Here is a 22,040-nt window from a genome sequence, read left to right as displayed (position 1 = left end):
GTCGCGGGTCGGACCGATTACCCTGGGGGACGACCTGTCCGCCACCTTCGACCCGAGGATTCGCGACCGCCGTGTTCGACACTCTCCAGGATCGCCTCGCAGCGACATTCAAGAACCTCCGCGGCAAGGGTCGCCTCAGCGAGGCGGACATCGACGCCACCGCGCGGGAGATCCGCATCGCCCTCCTTGAGGCGGACGTGGCGCTGCCCGTCGTGCGGGCCTTCATCAAGCAGGTCAAGGAACGGGCGTCCGGCGTCGAGGTGTCGCAGGCGCTCAACCCGGCCCAGCAGGTCATCAAGATCGTCAACGAGGAACTCGTCGGCATCCTCGGCGGCGAGACCCGGCGACTGCGGTTCGCGAAGACCGCACCGACCGTGATCATGCTCGCCGGCCTCCAGGGCGCGGGCAAGACCACCCTCGCCGGCAAGCTCGGCCACTGGCTCAAGGGCCAGGGCCACAGCCCGCTGCTGGTCGCCTGCGACCTCCAGCGCCCCAACGCCGTCAACCAGCTCAGCGTGGTCGCCGAGCGCGCCGGGGTCGGCGTGTACGCCCCGCAGCCCGGCAACGGCGTGGGCGACCCGGTGCAGGTCGCCAAGGACTCCATCGAGTACGCGCGCGCCAAGCAGTACGACGTCGTCGTCGTCGACACCGCCGGACGCCTCGGCATCGACCAGGAGTTGATGCAGCAGGCGGCCGACATCCGGGACGCCGTCTCCCCGGACGAGGTGCTGTTCGTCGTCGACGCGATGATCGGTCAGGACGCCGTCAACACCGCGGAGGCGTTCCGCGACGGCGTGGGCTTCGACGGCGTCGTGCTGTCCAAGCTCGACGGCGACGCCCGCGGCGGTGCCGCACTGTCGATCGCGCACGTCACCGGCCGTCAGATCATGTTCGCCTCCAACGGCGAGAAGCTGGACGACTTCGACGCCTTCCACCCGGACCGGATGGCCTCGCGCATCCTGGGCATGGGCGACGTGCTCACCCTGATCGAGAAGGCCGAGCAGACCTTCTCGCAGCAGGAGGCCGAGAAGATGGCCTCCAAGCTCGCCTCCAGCAAGGGCAAGGACTTCACGCTCGACGACTTCCTGGCCCAGATGGAGCAGGTCCGCAAGATGGGCTCCATCAGCAAGCTGCTCGGGATGCTGCCCGGCATGGGGCAGATCAAGGACCAGATCAACAACCTCGACGAGCGGGACGTGGACCGCACCGCCGCGATCATCAAGTCGATGACGCCCGCGGAGCGCCAGGACCCCACGATCATCAACGGCTCCCGCCGGGCCCGGATCGCCCGTGGTTCCGGGGTCGAGGTCAGCGCGGTGAAGAACCTGGTGGAGCGGTTCTTCGAGGCGCGCAAGATGATGTCGCGGATGGCCCAGGGCGGCGGCATGCCCGGGATGCCCGGCATCCCCGGCATGGGCGGCGGCCCGGGGCGCCAGCGGAAGAAGCCGAAGGCGGCCAAGGGCAAGCAGCGCTCCGGCAACCCGATGAAGCGCAAGCAGGAGGAGGCGGAGGCGGCCGCCCGGCGCGAGCAGGCCGGTGCCGCCTTCGGGGCGCCCGGGCAGGTGCCGCAGGACTTCGAGTTGCCGGACGAGTTCAAGAAGTTCATGAAGTGACCCGGGGGCGGTGATCCGCCGGGACGACGCGGGGCGGTGGGCGCGAGGGCGCCCGCCGCCCCTGGCGTTTCCCCGGTACCCCAAGCGCGCGTGGTCGGCGGCGAGTTGGCCGCCCGATAGGCTGGAGCTAGCAGCCCCTCCCGATGCCACCGCATGCCGACCGCGCGGTCCGCACCTGCCCGGGGCACGTGCGGTACGGCCGAAAGGGATCGGTGCCCGACACCGGGGGAGCCGGTGGGCCGCCCGGGGCGCCAGCTGGCTGCCGGTGCCCGCTTCTCCCCACATATCCGCAGATCAGCGCACCCGGTGGGGTCCCTGTGGATCAGCTATGGAAGAACCGCAGAACAGTGCAAACTGACGGGTACGTGCAAAATATTTGCGATGGCCCGGAATAGGAACACAGAGGCACTCCGGCTCGTTGTCACGACGTGAGCACGACACCACCAGTTCTCGCCGCAGAGCTGGCAGCCGCGTGGGCCGACATTCAGCGGTACCACCCCGAGCTGCCGAATCTGGCCGCGCCCGAATCCCTGATCGGAGAGTCGTCGTCCGCCTGCGGGCACGCCCTCTCCTTCGAGCGACTCCTCCACGAGGCAGTCCACGGCATCGCCGCCGCACGAGGTGTCCGCGACACCTCGCGCGCTGGCCGCTACCACAACCGCAGGTTCCTCGCGATCGCCGAGGAGCTGGGTCTCGACCATCCGGACGAACCGCATCCGAGCAGCGGCTTCTCCCTGGTCACCCTGAACGCCGAGGCCAAGAAGCGGTACCGCTCGACCATCGACCGCCTCCAGCGCGCCCTCAAGGCGCACACGGCGGCGACCGAGTCCAACAACGTGGCCCGCACCTTCCGCGGTCCGGCAGCCCGGCACGGCTCATCCGGGGGCGGGGTCCGGGTCAAGGCGGTGTGCGACTGCGGACGCAACGTCCGGGTGGTCCCGTCGGTCCTCGCGCAGGCGCCGATCGTCTGCGGGGGGTGCGGGAAGCCGTTCCGCATCCCCGAACCCGTGGCAGTGGCCGGCTGACGGTCACGGCGACGGAATGAGGGCGGACCGCGCAGCCGGCGAGCGCCGGGCGGGACCGTTCGGAGTGCGGGACGGACGACGCGTGACGTGGGGGCGTCACCCGGGGCGTCACCGGACTCCGACTCGACGCAGGGGGCGTCGGGGCTCAGCGAGGGGGACCACCACAGATTTCGGCGTGCGGCGCACGGGTCGGCGATCGGCCAGGACGGTCGACCCGGCCGCCGCGCGACCGCGGCGGGGACGGGCGATCAGGCGCCCGCCCGCCGGGCCGCCCGCGAGGGCCGTGGGCGGCCGGCGACACCGAGCAGTCAGCGCGCGGCGCCGAGGGCGCCGGGGCGCCGGGCGGGAGCCGCACCGGCCCCGGCGGTAGGCGCCGACAGCACCCGTGCGGGGGCGTCCGGACACGTTTCGGGCGCCCCCGTCCCATGTGGCACAATGACTAGCTGTACTCGACGGCCGCACAGGACCCCTCTCTCCTCCGGCTGACGCGTCCATCGGGCATCTCGGGTACCGCAACCCCACGTGGCATCCCGCCCGTGCCCACCCGTCAAGACCAGGAGACACCACTCCCGTGGCAGTCAAGATCAAGCTGAAGCGTCTGGGCAAGATCCGTTCGCCTCACTACCGCATCGTCGTCGCCGACTCCCGCACCCGCCGTGACGGCCGGGCCATCGAGGAGATCGGCCTGTACCACCCGGTGCAGAACCCGTCGCGCATCGAGGTCGACGCCGAGCGCGTCGCCTACTGGCTGGGCGTCGGCGCGCAGCCGACCGAGCCCGTCCTCGCGATCCTGAAGAAGACCGGCGACTGGCAGAAGTACAAGGGCGAGCCCGCCCCGGCGCCGCTGCTCGTGGCCGAGCCGAAGGCCGCCCGTCCGTCCTTCGACTCCCTCGGTGGCGAGTCGGACGGCAAGGGCGAGGCCATCACGCAGAAGAAGAAGGCTGACAAGGCTGAGAAGAAGGACGAGGCCGCGGCCGAGTCTGAGTCGACCGAGGGCTGACGAGATGCTTGAGGAGGCTCTTGAGCACCTCGTGAAGGGCATCGTCGACAATCCGGACGACGTGCAGGTCGCCTCGCGCAACCTGCGCCGCGGACGCGTCCTCGAGGTGCGGGTGCACCCCGACGACCTCGGCAAGGTGATCGGCCGTAACGGCCGCACCGCGCGCGCCCTGCGGACCGTCGTGGGCGCCATCGGCGGCCGTGGCATCCGCGTCGACCTCGTCGACGTCGACCAGGTCTGATCCGTCCGAGGAGCGCATCCGCCCCCGCACCGCCGGGGCGCGGATCCGCCCGGACGGCTCTCCCAGTGACGGCTGAAGTGTTGGGGCCGGGGGTGGACAACCCCCGGCCCCAGTGCGTTCCCGCACACCACCGCTTCCGTCCCCCGCTGTTCCCGCTCGTTCCCCCGTCAGGAGACCAGACACGTGCAGCTCGTAGTCGCGCGGATCGGCCGCGCCCACGGCATCAAGGGCGAGGTCACCGTGGAGGTGCGCACCGACGAACCGGAACTGCGGCTCGCCCCCGGTGCCGTCCTCGCCACCGACCCGGCCGCCACGGGCCCCCTCACCATCGAGACCGGCCGGGTGCACAGCGGCCGGCTGCTGCTGCGCTTCGCCGGCGTGCGCGACCGCAGCGCCGCGGAGGCGCTGCGCAACACCCTGCTCATCGCCGAGGTCGACCCCGACGAGCGCCCCGACGAGCCGGACGAGTACTACGACCACCAGCTGATGGACCTCGACGTCGTCACCGTCGACGGCACCCCCATCGGTCGGATCACCGAGATCTCGCACCTGCCCTCGCAGGACCTGTTCATCGTGGAGCGCCCCGACGGCGACGAGGTGTTGATCCCCTTCGTCGGGGAGATCGTCGTGGAGATCGACCTCGACGCCCAGCGCGCCGTCGTCGACCCGCCCCCGGGTCTCGTCGACGACCGGGCGGAGGTCGCCTCCAGTCGTGACGCCCGGTCGGGGGAGGCCCCCGGCGGACCGGACGGCGACGCCTGATGCGGCTCGACGTCGTCACGATCTTCCCCGAGTACCTCGACCCGCTGGACGTCTCCCTGGTGGGCAAGGCCCGCGCCCACGGCCGGCTGGGCGTGCACGTCCACGACCTGCGGCAGTGGACCCGCGACCGACACCACACCGTCGACGACACGCCCTACGGCGGCGGTCCCGGCATGGTCATGAAGACCGAGCCCTGGGGCGAGGCCCTGGACCAGGTCATCGCGGACGGCTACGAGTCCGGGGCCCACCGCCCCGCCCTCGTCGTGCCCACCCCCAGCGGACGGCCCTTCACCCAGGAACTCGCCGTCGAACTCTCCGCCCGGCCCTGGCTGCTCTTCGCCCCCGCCCGCTACGAGGGCATCGACCGACGGGTCACCGAGGAGTACGCCACCCGGATGCCCGTGTACGAGGTGTCCATCGGCGACTACGTCCTCGCCGGCGGGGAGGCGGCCGTCCTGGTCGTCACCGAGGCCGTCGCCCGACTGCTGCCCGGCGTGCTCGGCAACGCCGAGTCCCACCGCGACGACTCCTTCGCCCCCGGTGCCATGGCCGACCTGCTCGAAGGGCCCGTCTACACCAAGCCCCCGAACTGGCGCGGACGCGACATCCCCGAGGTGCTGCTCAGCGGCCACCACGGCAGGATCGCCCGCTGGCGCCGTGACCAGGCACTGGACCGCACCACCCGCAACCGGCCCGACCTGATCGAGCGTGCGGACCCCGCCGCCTTCGACAAGAAGGACCGCGAAACCCTCTCGATCCTCGGCTGGGCCCCGGGCCCCGACGGTCGATTTGGGCGGACCGCGCCGGACGTGGAAGAATAGGCCGCTGTCGTCCGCCGCTCGGCGTGCGCCCCTGCCACAGGGGGACACGACGCCCGCCCCCGCGGGTACGACACCACCATCACCTCCCGAGAGTTCCGCCGATGACCTGTGGCATGGGCGAGGAAGCAGACGATCATGTCCCACCTGCTCGACACCGTCGACAGCGCGTCGCTGCGCAGCGACATCCCGGCCTTCCGCCCGGGTGACACCGTCAACGTCCACGTGCGCGTCATCGAGGGCAACCGCTCCCGTGTGCAGCAGTTCAAGGGCGTCGTCATCCGCCGTCAGGGCTCCGGTGTCCGCGAGACCTTCACGGTCCGCAAGGTCTCCTTCTCGGTCGGCGTCGAGCGCACCTTCCCGGTGCACACCCCGATCGTCGAGAAGATCGAGCTCGTCACCCGCGGTGACGTGCGCCGTGCCAAGCTGTACTACCTCCGTGACCTGCGCGGCAAGGCCGCGAAGATCAAGGAGAAGCGCGACAACTGAGCCGCTCGGCTCCCGCTCGCACGGCTTCCCGGCCGGCGCCGTAGGCGTCCGGCAGGGACCGGGTGACGGGTGTCACGGCCGCATGCGCCCGCGGGTTCTCATCGGTGCCGGATACCATCGGGCACCGATGGACACCGCAGCCCAGCGATCGGAACGCGACCGTTCCCCCCACCGACCGGCCACCGGACCCGTTCCGGAGCCGGAGGACCCGGGGGAGCGGTCGCGTTCCGTTTCCCCCGAACCCGTCGACCCCCCGGGCGTTCCCGCCGCAGAGGCCGAGGGGACAGGACCCGGCGACCGCCGCCCACCGCTCGCCGAGTGGCTGCCCGGCGGCCGGCTCACCCTCGCCGTGCTGATCCTGTTGGCCCTCCTGCTGCTGGTCACCACCTTCGTCCTGAAGCCCTTCGCGATCCCCAGCTCCTCCATGGAGCCCGGATTGCGCTCCGGGGACCGCGTCCTCGTCAACAAGTTGGCCTACCTGGGCTCGGAGCCGCAGCGCGGGGACGTGGTCGTCTTCGACGGCACCGGGTACTTCGGCGACGCCGACTACATCAAGCGGGTCATCGGCACCGGGGGCGACCGCGTGGTCTGCTGCGACCGGACGGGTCGGATCGAGGTCAACGGCCGGGCCGTGGACGAGCCCTACCTCCGTCCCGGCGACCGCCCCTCCCGGGTCCCCTTCGACGTGGTCGTGCCGCCCGAGCGGCTCTTCCTGCTCGGTGACCACCGCTCGGCCTCCAGCGACTCCCGCGACCACCTCGGGCGCCCCGGTGGCGGCATGGTCCCGCAGGACGCGGTGATCGGGCGGGCCGAGTGGATCACCTGGCCGTTCGGCCGGCTCACCGGAATCGACCGCCCGGACGGTTTCGCCCGGGTGCCCGCCCCGGCCGGCGACGGCCATGGGTAGACGGGGCCGCCCCCGCCGCGGCCCGGGCGGCGACCCCCCGATACCCACCGGGCCGGGGGCATCCGGCCCCGGCCGCGCCGAGCGGCGCCGGCTCGCCCGCAAGGTGCAGCGCCGTCGCCGTCGCTCCGCCCTCCGGGAGATACCGCTGCTGCTGGGGGCGGCGGCGTTGATCGCCCTGGTCCTGAAGACCTTCCTGGTCCAGGCGTTCGTCATCCCGTCCGGTTCCATGGAGCAGACCATCCGGATCGGGGACCGGGTGCTGGTCGACAAACTGACGCCCTGGTTCGGCGGCACCCCCGAACGCGGGGACGTCGTCGTGTTCGAGGACCCCGGGGGCTGGTTGGCCGACGAGGCGCCGCCCCCGGACGACGACCCGGTCGTCGTCAAACAGGTCAAACGGGCCCTCGGCTGGATCGGACTGCTGCCCTCCAGCGACCAACAGGACCTGATCAAGCGGGTGGTCGCCATCGGAGGGGACACGGTGGTGTGCTGCGACGCGGACGGTCGGATCACCGTCAACGGCGCACCGCTCGACGAGCCCTATGTGAAGCCGGGGAACAAACCCTCCGAAATGACGTTCGAAGTGAAGGTTCCGCCGGGACGCCTGTGGGTCATGGGCGACCACCGCGCCAACTCCGCGGACTCCCGCTACCACCGTGCCGGCCCCGGCGACGGCACGATCCCGCAGGAGAGCGTGGTGGGCCGCGCCCTGGTCATCGCCTGGCCGGTCGGCAACTGGCGACGCCTGGCCGAGCCGGGCGCCTTCGCCTCGGTGCCCGATCCGCCCGCGGCCTCCGGCGGCGACCGGGCCGGCGGCGGCACGGTGCCCGTGCAGCCCGCGTCGCATAGGGTGTCCACCGCGGATCACAACGGAATGATCCCCCTCCCGACCCCTGCGGAACTCCCGCTCGTTATGGGAGTGATGGGCCTGCACCACGGATGGGGCGGGCACCGCTACGGACTGAGGAGTGGATGTGGGGGATGTGGCGGTCGGCGCACGTTCCGGTCACGGGGGCCCCGAGGAGCGCCCCGAGCGCTCGGGCGGACTCCCGCCGGCGGGCGCCCCGGGAGCTGAACCCACGGCGCAGCAGGACGGCGGGCCCGAGGGCGAGGAACTGACGGAAGGGACCGGAGGGCGCCGCGGCGGTCCGAAGAAGCAGCGTTCCTTCTGGAAGGAACTGCCCCTGCTCATCGGCATCGCCCTGGTGCTGGCACTGGTGATCAAGACCTTCCTGGTGCAGGCGTTCTCCATCCCCTCGGCGTCCATGCAGAACACCCTCCAGGAGGGCGACCGGGTCCTGGTGGACAAGCTGACGCCGTGGTTCGGTTCCGAACCGGAGCGCGGCGAGGTCATCGTCTTCCACGACCCCGCAGGCTGGCTGGACGGCGAGCCCATCCCGCAGGCCAACTTCCTCCAGACCTGGCTGGGCAGGATCGGCCTGATGCCCTCCGTCGAGGAGAAGGACCTGATCAAGCGGGTCATCGGCGTCGCCGGCGACACCGTCGAGTGCAAGGGCACCGGCCCCCTCCTGCTCAACGGAAAGCCCCTGGACGAGCCCTACGTCTTCCCCGGCAACACCCCGTGCAGCGTGGACGAGGGCGGCGGCCAGTTCAAGAAGAAGGTGCCCGAGGGCAAGGTGTGGGTCATGGGCGACCACCGTCAGGACTCCCTCGACTCCCGCTACCACCAGCAGGACAAGAACCAGGGCTTCGTCCCGGTCAAGGAGGTCGTCGGTCGCGCCGTGGTGATCGCCTGGCCCCCCAGCCGCTGGTCCACGCTCCCCGTCCCCGAGACCTTCGACCAGCCCCATCTGAGCGCCGCCCTCGGCGCGGCCCCCGGCGCGCTGGGTCTCGCCGGTGCGCTGCCGATCGTGCTCTGGCGCCGCAGGGCGGCTGCCCGACGCTCCGCCGTCGGATCTCAGGCAGCGGCCCGACGGTCCGCCGTCTGAGTTCCGCTCGATCTCGGGCCCCGGTCACGGCAGTCGCCGTGGCCGGGGCCCGAGGCACGCGGGCCCACGGGCGGCTAGGGTGCCGTCCAGTCGGGCCGACCCGGGGGGCCTGCCGCATCGGTGCGCCAGGACACGGGAGCGGTGCGAACGGCGATCGGGGGCGACCGTGCACGGTGGGGAGCGGACGAGGGGCGACAGCGGTCGGACGGCCCGGGACGTCCCGCGCCCGCCCAGGGCCCCCGGCGCCCTGATCTCCGGCGCGGCAGTGGCCCTCGGCAGCGTGCTGTTCCTCGGCGCGGCCGTCTGGGGCGCCGTGGTCTACCGGCCCTACACCGTGCCCACCCCCTCCATGGCGCCGACCGTCGAGGCCGGGGACCGCCTGCTCGCCCAGCGCATCGACGGGGACCGGGTCCGCCGCGGGGACGTCGTCGTCTTCTCCCACCCCGACTGGAGCGACCTGCCGCTGGTCAAACGGGTCGTCGCGGTCAGCGGCGACACGGTCGCCTGCTGTGCGGACGGCCGGCTCACCGTCAACGGAACCGCCCTGGACGAGCCCTACCTTCCCGCCGGCCGTCCGGCCGCGGTCACTTCCCTCCCGTCCACCGTCGTGCCCGCGGGCCGGTTGTTCCTGCTGGGGGACGCCCGGGGCGGCTCCCTGGACTCGGCCGCCCGGCTGCGGGACGGGGACGGCGGCACGGTGCCGGGCGACGCGGTGGTGGCGCGGGTCGACGCGGTCGTCTGGCCGCCCGCGACGCTGGCCCGCCCGGCCGCCTTCGCCGCGCTGCCCGGCGGGGTCTCCGCACCCGGACCGCTGCGCCCACTGACGGCGTCCGCGTTGGTGGGCGCGGTCCTGGTGTTCGGGGGCGCCGCCCACGGCCCGCTCGCCCGCCGGCTCGCGGCCCGTCGCACGGGGTGACTCCGGCGGCTGGGCGACGGAGCTATACGGTGGTCCCACCGGCAGGGAGGGCGGGAACGCGGATGGGCGGAGCACCGAGGGACGCGCGGACCACCGACGAGCCCGTGGAGCCCGGGGCGGGGCCCCGGTGGGTGGCCCGGGTGGTGCTGCTCGATCCGCAGGACCGGGTGCTGCTGCTGCACGGCCACGAGCCCGACGATCCGGCCGAGCGCTGGTGGTTCACCCCCGGCGGGGGCGTGGAGGGCGAGGAGAGCCTGGAGCGGGCCGCGCTGCGGGAACTGGCCGAGGAGACGGGCATCACGGAGGTGGCCCTGGGGCCCCTGCTGTGGCGCCGGGCCTGCTCGTTCCCCTTCGCCGGCCGCCGCTGGGACCAGGACGAGTGGTACTACCTCGCCCGCACCGCCCAGCAGGCGACCGGGGGGACGGGACTCACCGAACTGGAACGCCGCAGCGTCTCGGGATCACGTTGGTGGACGTGCCGGGAACTGGCCGGTACGCATGAGACGGTGTACCCGACCAAACTCGCCGGGCTGCTGCGCAGGCTGCTCGACGAAGGCCCCCCGGCCGAGCCCGAGGTCCTGGACACCGAAATCGTCTAGGGCCCCGTGGGGCTGGCGCACAATGGGGGGACGCACGGCTGAAGGGGAACATGCCATGAGCGCCGAGGACCTCGAGAAGTACGAGACCGAGATGGAGCTGAAGCTCTACCGGGAGTACCGCGACGTCGTCGGGCTGTTCACGTACGTGATCGAGACCGAGCGGCGCTTCTACCTCACCAACGACTACGAGATGCAGGTGCACTCGGTCCAGGGCGAGGTGTTCTTCGAGGTGACCATGGCGGACGCCTGGGTGTGGGACATGTACCGCCCGGCCCGCTTCGTGAAGCAGGTCCGGGTCCTGACCTTCAAGGACGTCAACATCGAGGAGCTCAACAAGAGCGACCTGGAGCTGCCGGGCAGCTGACCCGGGGCGCCCCCGCCGCAGCCGCCCCGGGAACGGCCGACGCCCGGCCCGCTGCTCCCTCCGCGAAACCCACTCGATCGAGTGACGCGGTTGTCCACAGGCACCGGGTTGTCCACCAAGATCCACGAGATGGCCGTCGCTGCCTCACCGTGGGTCGCGGAGGTGGTGCCGACATGAACGCACGGGGCGCGCTCGGCAGGTACGGGGAGGACGTCGCCGCCCGGCGGCTGACGGAGGAGGGCTGGACGGTCCTGGCGCGCAACTGGCGCTGCGGCCGGGTCGGGGAACTCGACATCGTGGCCAGGGACGGGGACGTCCTGGTGGTCTGCGAGGTGAAGACCCGACGGGAGCACTCCTTCCAGCAACCGTTGGCGGGGGTGACGCCCGAGAAGGCGGAGCGGTTGCGGGAGCTCGCCGACCGCTGGCTCCAGACGCACGGGGGCGTCCCGCCGGGCGGGGTGCGCATCGACGTGTTCGGGGTGCTGTTGCCCCGCCGCGGCGCGCCCCGGGTGGAGCACGTGCGGGGAGCGGTCTGATGGGCTTCGCGCGGACGTGCTCGGTGGCGCTGGTGGGCGTCGAAGGGGTCGTGGTCGAGGTCCAGGCCGATCTGGAACCGGGCGTCGCGTCCTTCGCCCTGGTGGGCCTCCCGGACAAGAGCCTGGTCGAGAGCCGGGACCGGGTGCGGGCGGCGGTCTCCAACTCGGGCGCTCCCTGGCCCCAGCGGAAGCTGACGGTCGGGCTCAGCCCGGCCTCGGTGCCCAAAGCAGGCTCGGGCTTCGACCTCGCGGTGGCGAGCGCCGTGCTGGGCGCGGCGGAGTGCATCGATCCGCGGGTCCTGGCGGACCTGGTGATGGTCGGCGAGCTGGGCCTCGACGGTCGGGTGCGCCCGGTGCGGGGCGTCCTGCCGGCGGTGCTGGCGGCGGCGGACGCCGGGTACCGGCAAGTGGTCGTCCCGGAGTGCTCCGCCGCCGAGGCGTCCCTGGTGCCCGGCGTCGCGGTCCTCGGGGTGCGCAGCCTGCGCCAACTCATCGCGGTCCTCACCGACGCACCGGTGCCGGAGGAGGAGCCGGACGACCCGGGCCGTCCGGAGCCGGCGCTCGCCGGGCTCCTGCTGCCCGGGGAGGGCTTCGTCGGCGGACTCACGGCCCGGCCCGGTCACCGGGAGCACCAGCCCGACCTGGCCGATGTGGTCGGTCAGCGCACGGCGCGCACCGCGATGGAGATCGCCGCGGCCGGGGGACACCACGTCTACCTCCAGGGCCCGCCGGGTGCGGGCAAGACGATGCTGGCCGAACGGCTGCCCACCCTGCTGCCCCCGCTCACCCGCGCCGAGTCGCTGGAGGTCACCGCGATCCACTCGGTGGCCGGTGCGCTGCCCGCGGACCGTCCGCTGGTCGAGCACCCGCCCTACTGCGCCCCGCACCACTCCTCCACCATGCAGGCCCTGGTCGGCGGCGGGCGGGGCACCGCCCGACCGGGGGCGGTTTCCCTCGCTCATCGTGGAGTCCTCTTTCTGGATGAGTGCGCCGAGTTCGGCGGGCACGTCCTCGACGCCCTGCGGCAACCGCTGGAGTCCGGCCGGGTGGTCATCGCCCGTAGTGCGGGGGCGGTCCGCATGCCGGCGACGTTCACCATGGTGCTCGCCGCCAACCCCTGTCCCTGCGGACGGTTCGGCCAGCGGGGCGCCGGCTGCGAGTGCCCCTCGTCCGTCGTCCGGCGCTACCAGGCCCGGTTGTCCGGGCCGCTGCTGGACCGGGTCGACCTGCGGGTCCGGGTCGAGGCGGTGACCCGGGCCGAACTCGCCGCCGTGGGGGAACGCGGCGAGTCCACCCGGACGGTCGCCGAGCGGGTGCGCGGGGCCAGGGAGCGGGCCGCCGCCCGGTACGCGGACACCCCCTGGCGGACCAACGGGCAGGTTCCCGGCCATGAGCTGCGCACCCGGTGGCGGGCCGGGCCGGGTGCCCTGGACGAGGCCGAGCAGCGGTTGGAGCAGGGGCTGCTCACCGCCCGCGGCCTCGACCGGGTGCTCCGGGTCGCTTGGACCGTGGCCGACCTCGCGGGCCACGACCGGCCGGACGCCGCCGACGCGGCGCTCGCGCTCCAGCTGCGCACCGGCACCGCGGTCGGCCGCCCCCGCGTCCTCGGGGGCCGGTGATGACGGCGGACGCCGAGCGACGGGCGCGGGCGGCCCTGACCCGGGCGATCGAACCGGGCGACGAGGTCGGCGGCGGTTGGCTGCGGCGGTACGGAGCGGTGGAGGTCGCCCGCCGGCTCGCCGGCACCGGCGACCCCCTGCCCGGGGTCTCGGCCCGGCGCTGGACCGGGTTGCGGTCCCGGGCCGAACGGATGTCCCCCGAGGCGGACCTGGCCCTGGCCCGGGGGGCGGGCATCCGCTTCCTGTGCCCCGGCGACCCGGAATGGCCCGCCCAACTCGACGACCTCGGGGACGCCCGCCCGATCGGCCTCTGGGTGCGCGGTACGCCGGACCTCCGGCTGTGGGCCCTGCGTTCGGTGGCCGTGGTGGGTGCCCGGGCCTGCACCGAGTACGGCGCGCACGTCGCCGCGGGGCTCGCCGCCGACCTCGCGGTCCGGGGCTGGATCGTCGTCTCCGGCGGGGCGTACGGCATCGACGGCGCCGCCCACCGGGGGACCCTCGGCCGCGGCGGCGCCACCGTGGCGGTGTTGGCCTGCGGCCTCGACCGGACCTACCCGCCGGGACACCGCGCCCTGCTCGATCGGATCGCCGAACAGGGTTTGCTGGTGGGCGAGTTGCCGCCGGGCGACCATCCCACCGCCCGTCGTTTCGTCCTGCGCAACCGGGTGATCGCCGCGCTCACCCGGGGCACCGTCGTCGTCGAGGCCGCCGTCCGCAGCGGGGCCCTGGCCACCGCCCGCCGCGCCGGACGGCTCGGCCGGGCGGTGATGGGCGTACCGGGCCCGGTGACGAGCGCGCTGTCCGAAGGCGTCCACGAACTCCTGCGGGACCAGGCCGTTCTGGTCAACGACGCGGCCGAGGTGATCGAACTCGTCGGTGCCATGGGCGAACTCGCGCCCCCGCGGCGCGGTCACGTGGTGCCCAGGGACCTGCTGGCCTCCGCCGCGGAGCAGGTCCTCGCCGTCCTGCCGGCCCGGGGCGCCCGCCATCCGCGGGACATCGCCCGGGCCGCGGCGACCACCGAGGACGAGGCGATCGGCCGGTTGTACGAGCTTCACTCCCTGGGGTTCGTCGAACGACACGGCGACGGCTGGCAGTTGACACGCCGAATGCGGGACGGTCCCGATCGCGCCCGGCACGGAGCGTGAGGGCCGGGCCGGGGATCACCCACAGGCGTGCCGTGACCATGTGTATCAAGGACGGAGGAGGAAGACCGAGCGTCACCCAGAGCAACGCTCGCGCCCCGCTCGGGCCACCAACGGAACGTATCTGCGCACAGATGATCCCAGAGCCTTCGCACACCGCGACACTCCAGTCACGCTACGCTCACAAGGATTCCCACCCAGTTCACGGCAGAACGGCACAAGGCGACGAATGCCCCAGCACACTTCTGGGTCCGACCGGGCAGCTGCTCCCCCCGCTGCCCACGGGAGCGTGCGGCCTCCCGCCCCTTCGACGCTCGACGAGTTGTGGAGGTCGTACAAGGAGACGGGGGACGACCGGCTGCGCGAGCAGCTGATCCTGCACTACTCGCCGCTGGTCAAGTACGTCGCCGGCCGGGTGAGCGTGGGGTTGCCGTCCAACGTGGAGCAGGCGGACTTCGTGTCCTCCGGGGTCTTCGGGCTGATCGACGCGATCGAGAAGTTCGACATCGAACGGTCGATCAAGTTCGAGACCTATGCGATCACCCGCATCCGTGGCGCGATGATCGACGAGTTGCGCGCCCTGGACTGGATCCCCCGGTCGGTCCGGCAGAAGTTCCGCAACGTGGAACGCGCCTACGCCGCCCTGGAGGCCCAACTCCGGCGCACCCCCACCGAAGGCGAGGTGGCCGCCGAGATGGGCATCCCCCTAGAGGAACTGCACGGCGTCTTCAGCCAGTTGTCCCTCGCCAACGTGGTCGCCCTGGAGGAACTGCTGCACGTCGGCGGCGAGGGCGGCGGCAGCCTCAGCTTCATGGACACCCTGGAGGACACCGCAGCCGACAACCCGGTCGAGATCGCCGAGGACCGCGAGCTGCGCCGCTTCCTCGCCCGTGCCATCAACACCTTGCCCGACCGCGAGAAGACGGTCGTCACCCTCTACTACTACGAGGGCCTCACCCTGGCCGAGATCGGTCTGGTGCTCGGAGTCACCGAGAGCAGGGTCAGCCAGATCCACACCAAGTCCGTCCTCCAGCTCCGCGCCAAATTGGCCGGATTCGGTCGCTGACCGCGCCCCCGTCCCCGCCCGCCGCCACCCGGCCCCCGAGGGTCTCGGCGACGTGCCGAAGGGGGACACGGACTCCCCTGTCGGCCGGGGCGTCCGTAGAGTGGAGGGGTGCCAAGGATTCGAGCGGCCTCCGTGGCCGAGCACCGTTCGATGCAGCGTGCCGCCCTGCTGGACGCCGCGCGGTCCCTGCTGTCCGAAGGGGGAACGGAAGCCCTGTCCTTCCCCGCCCTCGCCGAGCGCACCGGACTCGCCCGGTCCTCGGTGTACGAGTACTTCAAGTCGCGCGCGGCCGTGGTCGAGGAACTGTGCGCGGTGGACTTCCCGGTCTGGGCCGCCGAGGTCGAGGGCGCGATGGCGCTCGCCGAGGGCCCCGAGGGCAAGATCGAGGCGTATGTGCGCCGCCAACTCGACCTGGTCGGGGACCGGCGGCACCGCGCCGTCGTCGCGATCTCCGCGAGCGAGCTCGACGACGGGGCGCGGGAGAAGATCCGCGCCGCCCACGGCGGGCTGGTGACGATGCTCGCCGAAGCCCTGCGCGACACGGGCCACGACCAGCCGCGGCTCGCGGCGATGCTCCTCCAGGGCATCGTCGACGCGGCGGCCCGCCGGGTCGAGTTCGGCGCGGTGGAGGACCCCGTCGAGATCGCGGACGCCGCGGTCGCCATGGCCCTGCGCGGCATCCGGGGCTGACCCCCTCCGCCGCCCGGGCCCGTCCCGGGCGGCGCTGCCGGTCACCCCGCGGCCCGGGAGGCGACGGGCACCGCCGGAGCCAGGGGCAGCAGCCGCGGCGCGGCCCCGCGCAGCAGGTGCGGCGCGAGGATCGACAGCGGGTCGAGGTAGCTCCGCTCCCGGCGCAGCCCCCAGTGCAGGCACGGATCGGTGCAGTGCGAACCGGTCGGCTCCAGCCGCCCGAGGACGTCCCCGGGCGCCACGCGATCGCCGCGCCGCACCTCGGGCCGCACCGGTTCGTGGGTGAGGCGCAGCGGCGGGGTGCCCGTGCCGCTCAGCTCCACGACGACCACGCCCCGGCCCCCGACCGGCCCGGCGTGCACCACCCGACCCGGCGCCACGGCCCGCACCGCCGCCCCCGCCGCCGCGGAGAGGTCCACTCCGCGATGGCCCGCCGCGTACGGGGTGGGCGGCGGCTCCCAGCCCCGCACGACCCGGGGGCGCGGCGCCAGCGGCCACGCCACCGCCACCACGGGCGCCCCGGCCGCCGCCGGGCTCCCGGCGGGCCCGTCCCCGGAACCCGCCGCCCGCCCGTCGTCGGTCGGGCCCGCCGACCCCGGGGCGTCCGTGGTGCCGGCGAGGCCGAAGGCCCCGCTCCGCGGCGGGGGCGGCGGTCCCGTGACCACTCCCGCCCCGACCGGGACGAGCAGGACCGCCAGTGCCGACGCGGCGAGCGCTCCCCTCCCGATCCGCCCCGCCCGAGCCGTGAACCGCGGCCGTGCCCCCCGATCACCGCTCCGTCGCCCGCACCGACGCATGCCCCTACCCCCGATCCGCCGTGCCCGACACGCCCGTGCCGCGTGCTCCGCGGGCCCGCCGCCCGAACAGGGCACCCGTGCCGAAGGAGGCGTCGGGCCGCCCCTCCACGGTGCCGGTTCGACACGTTCCGTGGGGCGACGGCGGACGATCTGTGGACAACCCGCCGGTTGTGGACAGGGGCGTCACCCGGAAGGTTCAGGGTCCCGTACACTTTCTGTGGCGACCCGGGTCACCGGGTCGACTTCGCACGCCCCGACATCCGCCCCCGCAGTGTGGCGGTGTCCGCGCCCCTCGGTCCTTCGTGGCACGGCGCACCGGGGCGTCAGGCGCGATCGCCGTCCGGCGGACGCGACAACCGAGTACCAAGGAGAACACGGCCATGGCCGTCGTCACGATGCGGGAGCTGCTGGAGAGCGGCGTCCACTTCGGTCACCAGACCCGTCGCTGGAACCCGAAGATGAAGCGCTTCATCTTCACCGAGCGCAACGGCATCTACATCATCGACCTGCTCCAGTCGCTGTCGTACATCGACCGCGCCTTCGAGTTCGTCAAGGAGACCGTCGCCCACGGCGGCACGGTCATGTTCGTCGGCACCAAGAAGCAGGCGCAGGAGGCCATCGCCGAGCAGGCCACCCGCGTCGGCATGCCCTTCGTCAACCAGCGCTGGCTGGGCGGCATGCTCACCAACTTCTCGACCGTCTACAAGCGTCTGCAGCGGCTCAAGGAGCTGGAGCAGATCGACTTCGAGGACGTCGCCGCGTCCGGTCTGACCAAGAAGGAACTCCTCGTGCTCTCGCGCGAGAAGGCCAAGCTGGAGAAGACCCTCGGCGGTATCCGCGAGATGCAGAAGGTGCCCAGCGCCGTCTGGATCGTGGACACCAAGAAGGAGCACATCGCCGTCGGCGAGGCCCGCAAGCTGAACATCCCGGTCGTGGCGATCCTGGACACCAACTGCGACCCCGACGAGGTCGACTACAAGATCCCGGGCAACGACGACGCGATCCGCTCCGTCACGCTGCTCACCCGTGTGATCGCCGATGCCGTCGCCGAGGGCCTCATCGCCCGCTCCGGCGTCGCCACCGGTGACTCGAAGCCGGGCGACAAGGCCGCCGGCGAGCCGCTCGCCGAGTGGGAGCGCGACCTGCTCGAGGGCGAGAAGAAGGCCGACGAGGCCGCTCCGGCCGAGGCCCCCGCCGCCGAGCCGGCCGCGGAGACCCCCGTCGCCGAGGCGCCGGCCGCGGAGGCCCCCGCCACCGAGGCGCCGGCCGCCGAGGCCCCCGCCGCCGAGCAGGGCTGACCCACCCGGCCGAGGATCTGAAGGGCGCACGGCGGGGCGGGAGGGCACACCTCCGCCCCGCCGTCACCCGCCCTCCGGATCCGGACCCGCGCGGCGGTCCCGGCCCCTCGGCCGTCGACCGTCCGCAGGTCCTCGATCTCCCAGACTTCGAGAAAGATTTCAGACTCATGGCGAACTACACCGCCGCCGACGTCAAGAAGCTCCGCGAGCTCACCGGCGCCGGCATGATGGACTGCAAGAAGGCTCTCGACGAGGCCGACGGCAACGTCGAGAAGGCCGTGGAGCTGCTCCGCGTCAAGGGCCAGAAGGGCGTCGCCAAGCGTGAGGGCCGCTCCGCCGAGAACGGCGCCGTGGTCTCCGTCATCGCCGACGACAACACCTCCGGGGTCATCCTGGAGCTGAAGTGCGAGACGGACTTCGTCGCCAAGGGCGAGAAGTTCCAGGCCGTCGCCAACGCGCTGGCCGCGCACGTCGCCGCCACCTCGCCGGCCGACATCGCGGCCCTGCTGGCCTCCGAGATCGAGCCCGGCAAGACCGTGCAGGCGTACGTGGACGAGGCCAACGCCAACCTCGGCGAGAAGATCGTCCTCGACCGCTTCGCGCAGTTCTCCGGCGCCTACGTCACCGCGTACATGCACCGCACCATGCCCGACCTGCCCCCGCAGATCGGCGTCCTGGTCGAGCTGGACGCCCCGAACGCCGAGGTCGCCAAGGGCATCGCGCAGCACATCGCCGCCTTCGCGCCGAAGTACCTCGCCCGCGAGGACGTCCCGGCCGAGGTCGTCGAGGCCGAGCGCCGCGTCGCCGAGGAGACCACCCGCAACGAGGGCAAGCCCGAGGCGGCCATCCCGAAGATCGTCGAGGGTCGCGTCAACGGCTTCTACAAGGAGGCCACCCTCCTGGGGCAGTCGTACGCGCTCGACGCCAAGAAGTCCGTCCAGCAGGTCCTGAACGAGGCCGGTGTCACCCTGAAGCGCTTCTCGCGCATCAAGGTCGGCATCTGAGTCCCTACCGCGATCGCCCGTAGACCCCGCTAGGGTCTACGGGGTCGCCCGCGTACGAACCGCGTACGCGACGGAGGACCGCAGATCTGACGAGGAGGCCATTGCCGCGCACGGGTTGCCACCACACCCACCGGCAATGGCCTTCTTCGCATGTGCACCACGAGGAGAACCCATGACCACCCAGGCCGGGACCGGCGAGAAGGACGCGAAGAGCGCGAGAAGCGACGGCGGCACGGCCGCCGGGCGGTTCATGTTGAAGCTTTCCGGCGAGGCGTTCGCCGGCGGCGGGGGGCTGGGCGTCGACCCCGACGTGGTGCACAAGATCGCCCGGGAGATCGCCGCGGTCGTCCGTGACGGCTTCCAGATCGCCGTCGTCATCGGCGGCGGCAACTTCTTCCGGGGCGCGGAACTCCAGCAGCGCGGGATGGACCGTGCCCGTTCGGACTACATGGGCATGCTGGGCACCGTGATGAACTGCCTCGCCCTCCAGGACTTCCTGGAGAAGGAGGGCATCGACTCCCGGGTGCAGACCGCCATCACCATGGCGCAGGTGGCCGAGCCGTACATCCCGCTGCGGGCCGTGCGCCACCTGGAGAAGGGCCGGGTCGTCATCTTCGGCGCCGGCATGGGCATGCCGTACTTCTCCACCGACACCACGGCCGCCCAGCGGGCCCTGGAGATCGACGCCGAGGCCCTGCTCATGGGGAAGAACGGCGTGGACGGGGTCTACGACTCCGACCCGAAGGCCAACGCGGACGCGGTGAAGTTCGACTCCCTCGGCTACGGCGAGGTCATCACCCGGGACCTGAAGGTCGCCGACGCCACCGCGATCACCCTGTGCCGCGACAACCGGCTGCCCATCCTCGTGTTCGAGTTGCTCGCGGAGGGCAATATCGCACGCGCGGTCAAGGGTGAGAAGATCGGCACCCTGGTCGGCGAGCAGCACGCCGGAGCCTGACCGCCCCCGAGCCGACCCCCGGTCCGTGCCCACCGAGGGCGCTGCCACCGGGTTCCCCTCGGGGGGCGAGTGGCACGGACAGGGGATGGACAAAGCCCTGACGGTCGGACACCGTGCAGGGGACAGACGCGACGCGGCCGGCCCCACCACCGGAGCTGGGCCTACTCAAGACACGCAGGAGCAAGTGGTGATCGAAGAGACCCTCCTCGAAGCCGAGGAGAAGATGGAGAAGGCCGTCGTGGTCGCCAAGGAGGACTTCGCCGCGATCCGCACCGGCCGTGCGCACCCGGCGATGTTCAACAAGATCGTGGCGGACTACTACGGCGCGATGACGCCGATCAACCAGCTCGCCTCGTTCTCCGTGCCCGAACCGCGCATGGCCATCGTGACCCCGTTCGACAAGAGCGCGCTGCGCAACATCGAGCAGGCGATCCGGGACTCGGACCTCGGCGTCAACCCGAGCAACGACGGCAACATCATCCGGGTGACCTTCCCGGAGCTGACCGAGGAGCGCCGCCGCGACTACATCAAGGTCGCCAAGGGCAAGGCGGAGGACTCCAAGATCTCGATCCGCTCCGTGCGCCGCAAGGCCAAGGAAGCGATCGACAAGCTCGTCAAGGACGGCGAGGTCGGCGAGGACGAGGGCCGCCGCGCCGAGAAGGAGCTGGACGACACCACCTCCAAGTACGTCGCCCAGGTGGACGAGCTGCTGAAGCACAAGGAAGCCGAGCTGCTCGAAGTCTGATGAACGACTCTTCCTGGGGAGCGTCCTCGCGGGCCGGGCACGCGGGACCGGGGCTCCCGACCGATCAGCGACCCGGCCACGGGCCGTCCCAGGACCACGGGTCCGGCCAGGGGTACGGCAGCGGTGTCGTCCCGCCGCGGGCCGCACCCGCGGGACCCGTCGTCGCGGACGCCCGGGGAGCGGCCCTGCTGCCCCCCGAGGCGCCCGCCGCCCGCCGCCCCGCCCCGGTCTCCGGCCCGCCGTCCCCCGTCGGTGGCGGTCGAGCGGCGGCGCCGGCCGTCCCTGCGTACGATGCGCATGACCTCGTGCGGTCGGGGCGGACCCAGCCCATGCCGGTCGTGCCCGTCGACGACGCGGGGTCACAGGGCCGGGGCACCGCTTCGCCGGGCGGCGTCCCGCAGGAACCCGGTGCCGACCGGGGCCAGCACCGGACGGCGCCGCGGATGCCACAGGAGCCCATGCCCAACGCCCCCCAGACGCCCCCCGCCCCGCAGAAGAAGAGCGCGGGACGGGACCTGGGCGCCGCCATAGGGGTCGGGCTGGGGCTCGGTGCGGTGATCGCCGCCTCGCTGTTCGTGGTGAAGGCCGTGTTCGTCGGGGTCCTCGTCGTCGCGGTCGTCGTCGGCCTGTGGGAGCTGACCAGCCGGCTGAAGGAACGCAAGGGCATCGACGCCCCGCTCGTTCCGCTCGTGGTCGGAGGCGCCGCGATGGTCGTCGCCGGGTACGCGGGCGGTGCCCGGGGAGCCTGGGCGGCTACCGCGCTCACCGCGCTCGCGGTCCTGGTGTGGCGGATGGCCCGTCCTCCGGACGGCTACCTCAGGGACGTGACGGCGGGGGTCTTCGCGACCTTCTACGTCCCGTTCCTGGCGACGTTCGTGGCGCTGCTGCTCACCGCGGACGACGGTGCCTGGCGGGTGCTGACCTTCCTGGTGCTGACAGTCGTCAGCGACACCGGCGCCTACGCGGTCGGCTGGCGCTTCGGCACGCACAAGCTCGCACCGCGGATCAGCCCGGGAAAGACCCGCGAGGGGCTCTTCGGGGCGATCGGCTTCGCGATGGTCGCGGGTGCGCTGTGCATGGAGTTCCTGATCGACGGCGGCTCCTGGTGGCAGGGACTGCTGCTGGGCCTCGCGGTGGCGGTCAGCGCCACCCTGGGCGACCTCGGCGAGTCCATGATCAAGCGGGACCTCGGCATCAAGGACATGGGCACCCTGCTGCCCGGTCACGGCGGCATCATGGACCGGCTGGACTCGCTGCTGCCCACCGCCCCGGTGGTGTGGCTGCTGCTGGTGGTGTTCGTCGGATCGGGCTGATGCCCGGGTGCACAGCATCCGACCTGCGGGAACGAAGTGAAGGGCCCGCCGTCCTCCTTGGGTTCTATCGGTCCTCGCAACACCCGCGATCTGTGGGAGTTGCGAGGACCGTGGCTGTTGGACGCGATGATCTTGCGGGGTTGCGGGAGCGTTTTCTTGCGCGGCTGGATGCCGTGGGGAGCGTGA

At 72.6% G+C, this 22,040-nt stretch carries 24 protein-coding genes; 23 read left to right on the top strand and 1 reads right to left on the bottom strand.

Annotated features, from left to right (window positions below; translation table 11 throughout):
* Positions 1-71 precede the first annotated feature (71 nt).
* The 18 genes from ffh to ABT092_RS28325 all read left to right on the top strand — a co-directional run bounded on the left by ffh (position 72) and on the right by ABT092_RS28325 (position 15,739).
* Positions 72-1,613, top strand: a complete 1,542-nt coding sequence (gene ffh / locus ABT092_RS28410) for a signal recognition particle protein (RefSeq protein WP_351248873.1) — start codon at positions 72-74, stop codon at positions 1,611-1,613.
* A gap of 428 nt (positions 1,614-2,041) precedes the next feature.
* A complete protein-coding gene (locus ABT092_RS28405; RefSeq protein ID WP_351248871.1) occupies positions 2,042-2,638 on the top strand; it encodes a hypothetical protein in 597 nt (198 codons plus the stop codon).
* A 571-nt stretch (positions 2,639-3,209) separates the two neighbouring features.
* Positions 3,210-3,638, top strand: a complete 429-nt coding sequence (gene rpsP / locus ABT092_RS28400) for a 30S ribosomal protein S16 (protein WP_351248869.1) — start codon at positions 3,210-3,212, stop codon at positions 3,636-3,638.
* A 4-nt stretch (positions 3,639-3,642) separates the two neighbouring features.
* Entirely contained in the window at positions 3,643-3,879 is a 237-nt protein-coding gene (locus ABT092_RS28395; protein ID WP_040247777.1) for an RNA-binding protein, read from the top strand.
* A 183-nt stretch (positions 3,880-4,062) separates the two neighbouring features.
* Positions 4,063-4,641 carry a ribosome maturation factor RimM gene (gene rimM / locus ABT092_RS28390; RefSeq protein WP_351248867.1) on the top strand — a complete coding sequence of 193 codons (579 nt, stop codon included), beginning with the start codon at positions 4,063-4,065 and terminating at the stop codon, positions 4,639-4,641.
* Positions 4,641-5,462 (top strand): tRNA (guanosine(37)-N1)-methyltransferase TrmD, encoded by an 822-nt coding sequence (gene trmD / locus ABT092_RS28385; RefSeq protein WP_351248865.1) that lies wholly within the window; start codon positions 4,641-4,643, stop codon positions 5,460-5,462. Before rimM ends, trmD begins: the two co-directional genes overlap by 1 nt.
* A gap of 135 nt (positions 5,463-5,597) precedes the next feature.
* The gene (rplS, locus tag ABT092_RS28380) at positions 5,598-5,948 is read left to right on the top strand and encodes a 50S ribosomal protein L19 (RefSeq protein WP_351248863.1); all 351 of its coding nucleotides are present in this window, start codon (positions 5,598-5,600) and stop codon (positions 5,946-5,948) included.
* A gap of 127 nt (positions 5,949-6,075) precedes the next feature.
* Positions 6,076-6,855, top strand: a complete 780-nt coding sequence (gene lepB, locus ABT092_RS28375) for a signal peptidase I (protein ID WP_351248861.1) — start codon at positions 6,076-6,078, stop codon at positions 6,853-6,855.
* Entirely contained in the window at positions 6,848-7,930 is a 1,083-nt protein-coding gene (lepB, locus tag ABT092_RS28370) for a signal peptidase I (protein WP_351248859.1), read from the top strand. Before lepB (ABT092_RS28375) ends, lepB (ABT092_RS28370) begins: the two co-directional genes overlap by 8 nt.
* On the top strand, positions 7,830-8,804 hold the full coding sequence (gene lepB, locus ABT092_RS28365; protein ID WP_351248857.1) for a signal peptidase I: 975 nt from the start codon (positions 7,830-7,832) through the stop codon (positions 8,802-8,804). Before lepB (ABT092_RS28370) ends, lepB (ABT092_RS28365) begins: the two co-directional genes overlap by 101 nt.
* 247 nt (positions 8,805-9,051) lie before the next feature.
* On the top strand, positions 9,052-9,720 hold the full coding sequence (gene lepB / locus ABT092_RS28360) for a signal peptidase I (protein WP_351248888.1): 669 nt from the start codon (positions 9,052-9,054) through the stop codon (positions 9,718-9,720).
* A gap of 62 nt (positions 9,721-9,782) precedes the next feature.
* Positions 9,783-10,319 carry an NUDIX hydrolase gene (locus ABT092_RS28355; protein ID WP_351248855.1) on the top strand — a complete coding sequence of 179 codons (537 nt, stop codon included), beginning with the start codon at positions 9,783-9,785 and terminating at the stop codon, positions 10,317-10,319.
* A gap of 55 nt (positions 10,320-10,374) precedes the next feature.
* Positions 10,375-10,683 carry a DUF2469 domain-containing protein gene (locus ABT092_RS28350; RefSeq protein ID WP_073793326.1) on the top strand — a complete coding sequence of 103 codons (309 nt, stop codon included), beginning with the start codon at positions 10,375-10,377 and terminating at the stop codon, positions 10,681-10,683.
* A 173-nt stretch (positions 10,684-10,856) separates the two neighbouring features.
* Positions 10,857-11,219, top strand: a complete 363-nt coding sequence (locus ABT092_RS28345; protein ID WP_351248852.1) for a YraN family protein — start codon at positions 10,857-10,859, stop codon at positions 11,217-11,219.
* Positions 11,219-12,838: a YifB family Mg chelatase-like AAA ATPase gene (locus ABT092_RS28340; protein ID WP_351248850.1), complete on the top strand. Its 1,620-nt coding sequence runs from the start codon at positions 11,219-11,221 to the stop codon at positions 12,836-12,838. Before ABT092_RS28345 ends, ABT092_RS28340 begins: the two co-directional genes overlap by 1 nt.
* The gene (dprA, locus tag ABT092_RS28335; protein WP_351248848.1) at positions 12,838-13,986 is read left to right on the top strand and encodes a DNA-processing protein DprA; all 1,149 of its coding nucleotides are present in this window, start codon (positions 12,838-12,840) and stop codon (positions 13,984-13,986) included. Before ABT092_RS28340 ends, dprA begins: the two co-directional genes overlap by 1 nt.
* 226 nt (positions 13,987-14,212) lie before the next feature.
* A complete protein-coding gene (gene whiG / locus ABT092_RS28330) occupies positions 14,213-15,049 on the top strand; it encodes an RNA polymerase sigma factor WhiG (protein WP_351248846.1) in 837 nt (278 codons plus the stop codon).
* Positions 15,050-15,181: 132 nt separating this feature from the next.
* Positions 15,182-15,739 (top strand): TetR/AcrR family transcriptional regulator, encoded by a 558-nt coding sequence (locus ABT092_RS28325; protein ID WP_351248844.1) that lies wholly within the window; start codon positions 15,182-15,184, stop codon positions 15,737-15,739.
* 41 nt (positions 15,740-15,780) lie between these two features.
* On the opposite strand, the gene ABT092_RS28320 is transcribed toward ABT092_RS28325, so the two are convergent.
* Positions 15,781-16,404, bottom strand: coding sequence for a M23 family metallopeptidase (locus ABT092_RS28320; RefSeq protein ID WP_351248842.1), 624 nt, complete (start codon positions 16,402-16,404; stop codon positions 15,781-15,783).
* A 512-nt stretch (positions 16,405-16,916) separates the two neighbouring features.
* On the opposite strand from ABT092_RS28320, the gene rpsB reads away from it, so the two are divergent.
* From rpsB to ABT092_RS28295, 5 genes are all read left to right on the top strand, one after another.
* Positions 16,917-17,834, top strand: a complete 918-nt coding sequence (gene rpsB, locus ABT092_RS28315) for a 30S ribosomal protein S2 (RefSeq protein WP_351248840.1) — start codon at positions 16,917-16,919, stop codon at positions 17,832-17,834.
* Between the two features lie 167 nt (positions 17,835-18,001).
* A complete protein-coding gene (gene tsf, locus ABT092_RS28310; RefSeq protein WP_351248838.1) occupies positions 18,002-18,838 on the top strand; it encodes a translation elongation factor Ts in 837 nt (278 codons plus the stop codon).
* A gap of 172 nt (positions 18,839-19,010) precedes the next feature.
* Entirely contained in the window at positions 19,011-19,796 is a 786-nt protein-coding gene (gene pyrH / locus ABT092_RS28305; RefSeq protein ID WP_445396518.1) for a UMP kinase, read from the top strand.
* A 187-nt stretch (positions 19,797-19,983) separates the two neighbouring features.
* Positions 19,984-20,541 (top strand): ribosome recycling factor, encoded by a 558-nt coding sequence (gene frr / locus ABT092_RS28300; protein ID WP_351248836.1) that lies wholly within the window; start codon positions 19,984-19,986, stop codon positions 20,539-20,541.
* Positions 20,541-21,854, top strand: a complete 1,314-nt coding sequence (locus ABT092_RS28295; protein WP_451363887.1) for a phosphatidate cytidylyltransferase — start codon at positions 20,541-20,543, stop codon at positions 21,852-21,854. The genes frr and ABT092_RS28295 overlap by 1 nt, the downstream gene beginning before the upstream one ends.
* The last annotated feature ends 186 nt before the right edge of the window (positions 21,855-22,040 follow it).

This window comes from Streptomyces sp. NPDC002490 (assembly GCF_040296045.1).
Taxonomy (GTDB): Bacteria; Actinomycetota; Actinomycetes; order Streptomycetales; family Streptomycetaceae; genus Streptomyces.
Note: the sequence above shows the minus strand (reverse complement) of the source record. Positions and strands in the feature narration are given on the sequence as shown.

What these genes read in the sequence shown, in the direction of transcription:
- rplS (WP_351248863.1), top strand. Translation starts at nt 5,598, where the DNA reads ATGTCCCACCTGCTCGACACCGTCGACAGCGCGTCGCTGCGCAGCGAC.
- lepB (WP_351248861.1), top strand. Translation starts at nt 6,076, where the DNA reads ATGGACACCGCAGCCCAGCGATCGGAACGCGACCGTTCCCCCCACCGA.
- ABT092_RS28345 (WP_351248852.1), top strand. Translation starts at nt 10,857, where the DNA reads ATGAACGCACGGGGCGCGCTCGGCAGGTACGGGGAGGACGTCGCCGCC.
- rpsB (WP_351248840.1), top strand. Translation starts at nt 16,917, where the DNA reads ATGGCCGTCGTCACGATGCGGGAGCTGCTGGAGAGCGGCGTCCACTTC.
- lepB (WP_351248859.1), top strand. Translation starts at nt 6,848, where the DNA reads ATGGGTAGACGGGGCCGCCCCCGCCGCGGCCCGGGCGGCGACCCCCCG.
- dprA (WP_351248848.1), top strand. Translation starts at nt 12,838, where the DNA reads ATGACGGCGGACGCCGAGCGACGGGCGCGGGCGGCCCTGACCCGGGCG.
- trmD (WP_351248865.1), top strand. Translation starts at nt 4,641, where the DNA reads ATGCGGCTCGACGTCGTCACGATCTTCCCCGAGTACCTCGACCCGCTG.
- ABT092_RS28350 (WP_073793326.1), top strand. Translation starts at nt 10,375, where the DNA reads ATGAGCGCCGAGGACCTCGAGAAGTACGAGACCGAGATGGAGCTGAAG.
- whiG (WP_351248846.1), top strand. Translation starts at nt 14,213, where the DNA reads ATGCCCCAGCACACTTCTGGGTCCGACCGGGCAGCTGCTCCCCCCGCT.
- ABT092_RS28340 (WP_351248850.1), top strand. Translation starts at nt 11,219, where the DNA reads ATGGGCTTCGCGCGGACGTGCTCGGTGGCGCTGGTGGGCGTCGAAGGG.
- pyrH (WP_445396518.1), top strand. Translation starts at nt 19,011, where the DNA reads ATGACCACCCAGGCCGGGACCGGCGAGAAGGACGCGAAGAGCGCGAGA.
- ABT092_RS28295 (WP_451363887.1), top strand. Translation starts at nt 20,541, where the DNA reads ATGAACGACTCTTCCTGGGGAGCGTCCTCGCGGGCCGGGCACGCGGGA.
- ABT092_RS28355 (WP_351248855.1), top strand. Translation starts at nt 9,783, where the DNA reads ATGGGCGGAGCACCGAGGGACGCGCGGACCACCGACGAGCCCGTGGAG.
- tsf (WP_351248838.1), top strand. Translation starts at nt 18,002, where the DNA reads ATGGCGAACTACACCGCCGCCGACGTCAAGAAGCTCCGCGAGCTCACC.
- ABT092_RS28395 (WP_040247777.1), top strand. Translation starts at nt 3,643, where the DNA reads ATGCTTGAGGAGGCTCTTGAGCACCTCGTGAAGGGCATCGTCGACAAT.